The sequence below is a fragment of the Saccharothrix sp. genome, assembly GCF_031180885.1.
Taxonomy (GTDB): Bacteria; Actinomycetota; Actinomycetes; order Mycobacteriales; family Pseudonocardiaceae; genus Actinosynnema.
In genome coordinates this window covers 1-6,136 of sequence record NZ_JAPSLK010000115.1, presented here as the reverse complement: position 1 = coordinate 6,136, position 6,136 = coordinate 1, and the positions used below count along the sequence as shown (strand labels likewise).

At 71.8% G+C, this 6,136-nt stretch carries 10 protein-coding genes; all 10 read right to left on the bottom strand.

Annotated elements, in window-relative coordinates:
• Window positions 1-245, bottom strand: a 245-nt coding sequence (locus tag RIN75_RS43735) for a hypothetical protein (protein ID WP_309118011.1), incomplete at its 3' end; no start/stop codon positions are given.
• A 272-nt stretch (window positions 246-517) separates the two neighbouring features.
• Window positions 518-1,081, bottom strand: a complete 564-nt coding sequence (locus RIN75_RS43730; protein WP_309118010.1) for a TlpA disulfide reductase family protein — start codon at window positions 1,079-1,081, stop codon at window positions 518-520.
• The gene (locus RIN75_RS43725) at window positions 1,078-1,686 is read right to left on the bottom strand and encodes a histidine phosphatase family protein (RefSeq protein ID WP_309118012.1); all 609 of its coding nucleotides are present in this window, start codon (window positions 1,684-1,686) and stop codon (window positions 1,078-1,080) included. The genes RIN75_RS43730 and RIN75_RS43725 overlap by 4 nt, the downstream gene beginning before the upstream one ends.
• Before the next feature lie 17 nt (window positions 1,687-1,703).
• Window positions 1,704-2,993 (bottom strand): glutamate-1-semialdehyde 2,1-aminomutase, encoded by a 1,290-nt coding sequence (hemL, locus tag RIN75_RS43720; RefSeq protein WP_309118009.1) that lies wholly within the window; start codon window positions 2,991-2,993, stop codon window positions 1,704-1,706.
• 11 nt (window positions 2,994-3,004) lie between these two features.
• Window positions 3,005-3,304, bottom strand: coding sequence for a hypothetical protein (locus RIN75_RS43715; RefSeq protein ID WP_309118008.1), 300 nt, complete (start codon window positions 3,302-3,304; stop codon window positions 3,005-3,007).
• A gap of 14 nt (window positions 3,305-3,318) precedes the next feature.
• Window positions 3,319-3,756 (bottom strand): DUF3093 family protein, encoded by a 438-nt coding sequence (locus RIN75_RS43710; protein ID WP_309118007.1) that lies wholly within the window; start codon window positions 3,754-3,756, stop codon window positions 3,319-3,321.
• Window positions 3,756-4,280: a hypothetical protein gene (locus RIN75_RS43705; RefSeq protein ID WP_309118006.1), complete on the bottom strand. Its 525-nt coding sequence runs from the start codon at window positions 4,278-4,280 to the stop codon at window positions 3,756-3,758. Before RIN75_RS43705 ends, RIN75_RS43710 begins: the two co-directional genes overlap by 1 nt.
• On the bottom strand, window positions 4,277-4,957 hold the full coding sequence (locus RIN75_RS43700) for a hypothetical protein (protein WP_309118005.1): 681 nt from the start codon (window positions 4,955-4,957) through the stop codon (window positions 4,277-4,279). Before RIN75_RS43700 ends, RIN75_RS43705 begins: the two co-directional genes overlap by 4 nt.
• Before the next feature lie 15 nt (window positions 4,958-4,972).
• Complete coding sequence (locus RIN75_RS43695) at window positions 4,973-5,374, bottom strand: hypothetical protein (protein ID WP_309118004.1); 402 nt, start codon at window positions 5,372-5,374, stop codon at window positions 4,973-4,975.
• Window positions 5,371-5,904 (bottom strand): hypothetical protein, encoded by a 534-nt coding sequence (locus RIN75_RS43690; protein WP_309118003.1) that lies wholly within the window; start codon window positions 5,902-5,904, stop codon window positions 5,371-5,373. Before RIN75_RS43690 ends, RIN75_RS43695 begins: the two co-directional genes overlap by 4 nt.
• Between the last annotated feature and the right edge of the window lie 232 nt (window positions 5,905-6,136).

The following is a 6,136-nucleotide window of genomic DNA, read 5'->3' as shown; positions in this document are numbered from 1 at the left end:
CCGGGCTTCTTGCTTGTGTCATCCCCGTATGGCCCGCCCGAAGGGCTACCACAGATTTCCCGGGTGCAGCCAAAAAGTTTTGCGAGGAACGAGCAAAAGTTTTCAGCGGCACCCGGGAAATCTGTGGTCGGCTTTGCCGGGTCATGCGGGGATGACACAAGCAAGAAGCCCCGCTCTTGCAGTTGTGTCATCCTTGGCGGCTCGCCCGCCGGCGAGGCGCTTTTGATCTTTAAACCGGCGCTCACCTGCTCAAATCCACGCTTCGCGCGTGTAGACGCAACGCGCTCCGCGCTGCTGGAGAATGAACGCGCTTCGCGCTCTTGAACAGCACTGACGCGCTCTCAAGCTCGAACGCGCTGACGCGCTCTCAAGATCAAGGGCGGCCTGGAGGCCGCCGATGAGGGAGGGCAGGCCATACGGTGGGGGAACCGAAGCCCGCCTATGGCTGATGGCCAGCCCGCCGCGCGGAGCGCGGCGAAAGCGAAAAGCAGCCGCTGCGCGGCGGAACGACGAGCCGTTACTCCGCCGCCAGCTCCTTCACGATGGGCGTGATGTCGGAGGCGATGACCCCGACCAGGAACACCGCCGCCACGCGGTGCTGCTTGTCCAGCACGAAGGTCGACGGCACCGCGTTCGGCGGCAACCCCTTGAACACCAGGATCGACCGCCCCGACTCGTCGTAGATCGACGGGTACGACAACTGCCGGTTGGCCAGGAAGTCCCGCGGCCCGTCGGTGGAGCTCTCCTTCACCGCGACGCCGAGCACCTGCACGTCGGTCCCCAGCTCGTCCTGGACCTTCTGCAGCTCGGGGGCTTCCGTCCGGCACGGCGGGCACCACGAACCCCAGATGTTGACCACCACGACCTTGCCCGCGTAGTCGTCCAGGCTGACCGTCTTCGAGCCGTCCCGCACGTCCGGGCCGTTCAGGCCGCGCACGACCTTGCGGTCGGCCGCGTCGTACCGGATCCGGACCTGGCCGGCCGGGGCGACGAGCTGGAAGTCCGAGCCCGCGACCACCGCGTCGTCACCGGTCGAGCAGCCGGTGACGACCAGGAGCAGGACCAGCAGGAGCCGCTTCATGCCCCGGTCACCCTCGGGTTGGTCGCGCCCACCGGCTCCGTGTAGACCAGCTTGACCAGTTCCTCGCCCTCGAACACCAGGCTGGTCAGGGACGCCAGGGAGCACTCGCGCCGGCGCGGGTCGTGCCACATGCGCTTGCCCTCCAGGAACCTCCGCAGGGTCCAGATCGGCAGCTGGTGGGACACGCACACCGCCTCATGACCCTCCGCCGCCAGGCGCGCCCGCTGCACGGCCCCCAGCATCCGGTGGGCGATCTCCAGGTACGGCTCGCCCCACGACGGGCGGAACGGGTTGACCAGCTTCGGCCAGTGCTTGGGCGACCGGAGCGCGCCGTCCCCCACGGCCACCTTCAGGCCCTCGAACTGGTTGTCCGCCTCGATCAACCGCTCGTCCGTCGCCAGCTCCAACCGGTGCGAGTCGGCGATGGGCGCGGCGGTCTGCTGTGCACGGTCCAAAGGGGACGCGACGACGTGGACGATGTCGTGGTCCCGCAAGTGCTCCGCGACGGTCAGGGCCTGCTTCTGCCCCCGCTCCGACAGCTTGAAGCCGGGCAGGCGGCCGTAGAGGATGCCGGTCGGGTTGTGCACCTCGCCGTGCCGGAGCATGTGGACGACGGTGCGGCTCACTGCTTCGCCTCCGCGGCGGCGCGGGCGGCGTGGGGCAGGGCTTCGGCGATCACCGCGAAGTCCTCCTCGGTCATGGCGGCGTTGACGAACCACGCCTCGAACGCGCTGGGCGGCGGGTAGACGCCGCGCTCCAGCAGGGCGTGGAAGAACGGGGGGAAGCGCCAGGTCTGGGCGGCCTGGGCGCCGGCGTAGTCGGTGACCTCGTCCTCGGTGAAGAACACGCTCACCAGGTTCCCGGCGAACTGCACGCGGTGCGCGACCCCGGCCTCGCTCAACGCCGTGGTGAACAGCGCGCCCAGCCGGGTCGCGTTGGCGTCCAGCTTCAGGTAGACGTCGTCGGTCGCCGCGCGCAGCGTGGCCAGGCCGGCCGCCACCGCCACGGGGTTCCCGGACAGCGTCCCGGCCTGGTAGACCGGCCCGGACGGGGCCAGGCGGGCCATGATCTCGGCCCGGCCGCCGAACGCCGCCGCGGGCAGGCCGCCCGACATGACCTTGCCGAACGTGTACAGGTCGCCGGGCACGTTCTCCAGCCCGAACCAGCCCGAGCGCGACACCCGGAACCCGGTCATCACCTCGTCCATGACCAGCAGCGCCCCGTGCTCGTGGCACAGCTCCAGCAGCTCGGCGTTGTGCTTGGGCGCGACCGCGCCCATGTTGCCCGCCGCCGCCTCGGTGATCACGCACGCGATCTCGTCGGGGTTCTCCTCGAACGCCTTCCGCACGGCCTCCAGGTCGTTGTACGGCAGCACGATCGTGTCCGCGGCCTGCGCACCCGTGACGCCCGGCGACGTGGGCAGCCCGAGCGTGGCCACGCCGGACCCGGCCTGGGCGAGCAGCGCGTCCACGTGCCCGTGGTAGCAGCCCGCGAACTTCACCACCTTGCGCCGGCCGGTGTACCCGCGGGCCAGGCGGATGGCGCTCATGGTGGCCTCGGTGCCGGAGTTGACCAGCCGGACCTGGTTGACCGGCGCGACCCGGTCGATGATCTCCTCGGCCAGCTCGATCTCGCCCTCGGTGGGCGTGCCGAACGACAGGCCGCCGACGGCCGCCGCGCGCACCGCGTCCACCACCGCCGGGTGGGCGTGGCCGAGGATCATGGGGCCCCAGGAGGAGACCAGGTCGACGTACCGGTTGCCGTCGGCGTCCCACAGGTGCGGGCCCTCGCCGCGCACCATGAACCGGGGCGTGCCGCCCACCGAGTGGAAGGCCCGGACCGGCGAGTTGACGCCACCGGGGATAACCGCCGCCGCGCGCTCGAACAGCGCCTGGGATCGCGTCGAAGTCACGCCCCCCAGTCTCACACGTCCGGCGGATCGGCCTGCTTCCGACCACGCGCACGGACCGCGAGCAGCAGCTGGCGGCCCGCGTCGAGCAGCAGCACGCCGCCCAGCGTGGCCAGGCCGATCGCCGCGCCGATCCAGTTGCCGAGGTAGCGCGTGGACTCCAGGGGCGCGCCGTCGGCGACCGGGTAGCTGTAGCGCAGGACACCCCGGTCCCAGCACCACGCGACCGCGAACGCCAGCGCCACCGCCGCCGCCACCTCGACGCCCGCGACGATCGCGCGCTTCGGCTGGTGCAGCCCGGGAAGAGTCGTCACGGTGGGCTAGCCTCTCACGTCCGGTGCGACAGCAGGCGGTGGACGGCCCCGCGCAGCGCGTCGGCGTCGCGTGCCCACGCGGTGACCACGGTCCCGTCCTGGAGCCGGATCGGCACCTCGGAGGTCCCGCGCGGCACGGTCCACCCGCCGCCGAGCACCTTCGCGCCCGCGCGCGGCTCGACGCCGTCGACCTCGGCGATGTCGCGGACCGGCAACTCCTCCTGGCCCAGGCGCAGCGCCACGGGCGTGAGCCGCACGCCGTAGACGCGCCGCCGCCCGGCCACCCACAGCGCTGCGCAGCAGGTCAGCACCAGCCCGACGACCGCCCACAGCGCGAACCACACGCCGCCGGTGACCGCCTCCACCAGCACCCCCACCAGCACGAACACCGGCCCCCACAGCAGCGGCCACCAGGACGCGCCGGGCTCGGCGTACAGGACGGGCTGCTCCACTAGCCGAGGTTCCCCGCGAACCAGTGCCGGGTGCCCGGCAGGAAGCTCACCGCGGCCGCCACCGCGGGCAGCACCAGCCGCGCCACGATGACCACCCACGACAACGGCTCGTCGAGGTCGCCGCGGGCCGCGACCAGGGCCGCCGCCACCGCCAGCACGCCGACCACCAGCGACCCGCCGCACAGCGCGATCCGGGCGTAGTAGCTGCCGCCGTAGAACGCGATCGCGCCCCACAGGCCGCCGATGAACAGGCACCCGGACACGAACAGCGACATGATCGGTCCGAAGCCCTCGAACGTGCCGTCCTCGACCGAGATCCGGACGATCGAGCCCAGCGGCCAGGCCAGCGCGGCCAGCAGCCACAGCACGAACCCGACGGCGACCACCGGCGGCCGGACCACCCGGGTGGTCTGCTGGTCGACGCCGCGCATGGCGGGGAAGCCGTGCTCGACCTGCCCGGCCTGCGGGTAGTGCTGCTGCGGGTCCCAGGGCTGCCCCGGTCCTCCGTACGGCGGCTGGGTCATCGGGCGCTCACCGCTCTCACGTAGGCGTTGGCCGGCGGGACGAACATCGCCACTATGCCCAGGAACACGGCCCCGAGGAACAGCAGCGCCCACACCGTGCCCACGAGCCAGTTCACGTACGGGATCGACCCGGTCGCGAACGCCGTCAACATGCCCAACCCGAACACCGCGCCCACCGCGCCGAGCACGGCGAGCAGCACCCGCGGCCAGTTCCGCCCGCCGCGCAGCTTGATCGCCGCGATCACGTATGGGACCGCCAGGACCACGAAGATCGCCACGAAGAACATGGGCGTCAGCTGGGCGACGACCTCGGCCTCGGCCCGGGTCATCGGCTCGATGTCGGCCTGGGAGTCCTCGTACAGCTCGTCGGCGAGCACGTCCGGGAAGACGAAGAACAGCCCCGGCAGCACGATGACCACCAGGACGGTCGCCACGAGCCAGCTCCACGACGCCACCAGCAGCGCGACCGGCCGCTCCAGCGCGGTGATGTGCACGCTGCCCGCCGACACGTACGGGTACGCGGTCGGCACCGGGTAGTTCGGCGCCGCGTACGGGTTGGTGGACGGCTCGGGGGCTCCGGGCATCGGCCCCAGGTAGCCGTACCCGGTGGTCGGCTCCGGTTCGCCGGGCAGCCGGACGTGGTGGAACGGCGAGGCGAACGGGTCTGGCTCGGGCATGGTCGGCTCCGGGGGCTAGTGCTGCTCCACCCACTGTGCCGTACCGCGCAGCCAGGTGAGCACACATCCGGCGACGATGAGCAGCACCACCACCAGGTTCGCGCTGGCGGACCCGGAGAGCAGCAGCCACAGCACGTGCAGCAGCGCCACCGCGGTCAGCGCGCGACGGGACCACCGCCGGCCCAGCCGCAGCATCCGCCCGAACCCGACGTACCCCGCCCCGAACACCACCGCGACCGCGGTGAGCTGGAGCAACAGCGCAGTCACCGCGCCGGCGGCGAACCCCTCCCGCGCGGCGGCCTCCTCCAGCGCGTCGCGGCGGATCCACAGGTAGGCCACGTTGATGACGCCGAACACGGCCAGCGCGTACCAGATCGCGACCGCGGCCCGGGCGGTCGTGGGAGGCTGCTCGGTCACCGGGACCGCTTCACCGCGTCGAAGTACTCCTTGGCGTTCGGCATGTACAGCATGACCACGGCCACCACGCTCATCAGCGCGATCAGCAGGCCCAGCAGCGACGGCCCGAACAGCACGAACAGCAGCACCGCCGCGGTCAACACGGCCAGCACCACCCGCGCCCACCCCTTGCCCGCCCGCACCTGGTAGGCGAACAGCACGAAAAGCCCGCCGAGCACCGCGCTCGCGACCACGGCCAGCATCCAACTGGCGGTCACCGCCGCGTCGAACGCCTCCGGCGACAACCCCTGCGCCTCCGGCGTCTGCCGCACCGCTTCCACGAACTGGTCCCGCTGGGTCAACGTGTAGACCGCGCTGAGCAGGAACAACGCCGCACCCGCGACCCAGATCCAGAACGCGATCCGGACCTCGTTCGGGACCGGCGGCCGGGCGGCGGTGGAGGAGCCGGACAGCTCGGACTCGCTCAACGGGGGCGGCGGGGGAATCGGCTGCTGCCGGGCCTCGTCGGGTTCGTCCTGCGGCGTGGTCACGATAAAGAACGCTAGAACCAGACAAGGTCGCTGTCCACCGCGACAGGCGGTGGACAACGACCGTGTTGGACGGCCGCGACTCCGTCGCGGCGGCTGTGTTGGACGGCGCCGCCTCCGGCGTCGCGGCTCGGCCGCCCTGAGGGTCGGCTCGTCGCGTCGCCTTTCCCGCCGATCGAAAGCGTGATCGTCGGGAAAGGCGACGCGACAAGCCGACGGCGGCTGTGGTGGACGG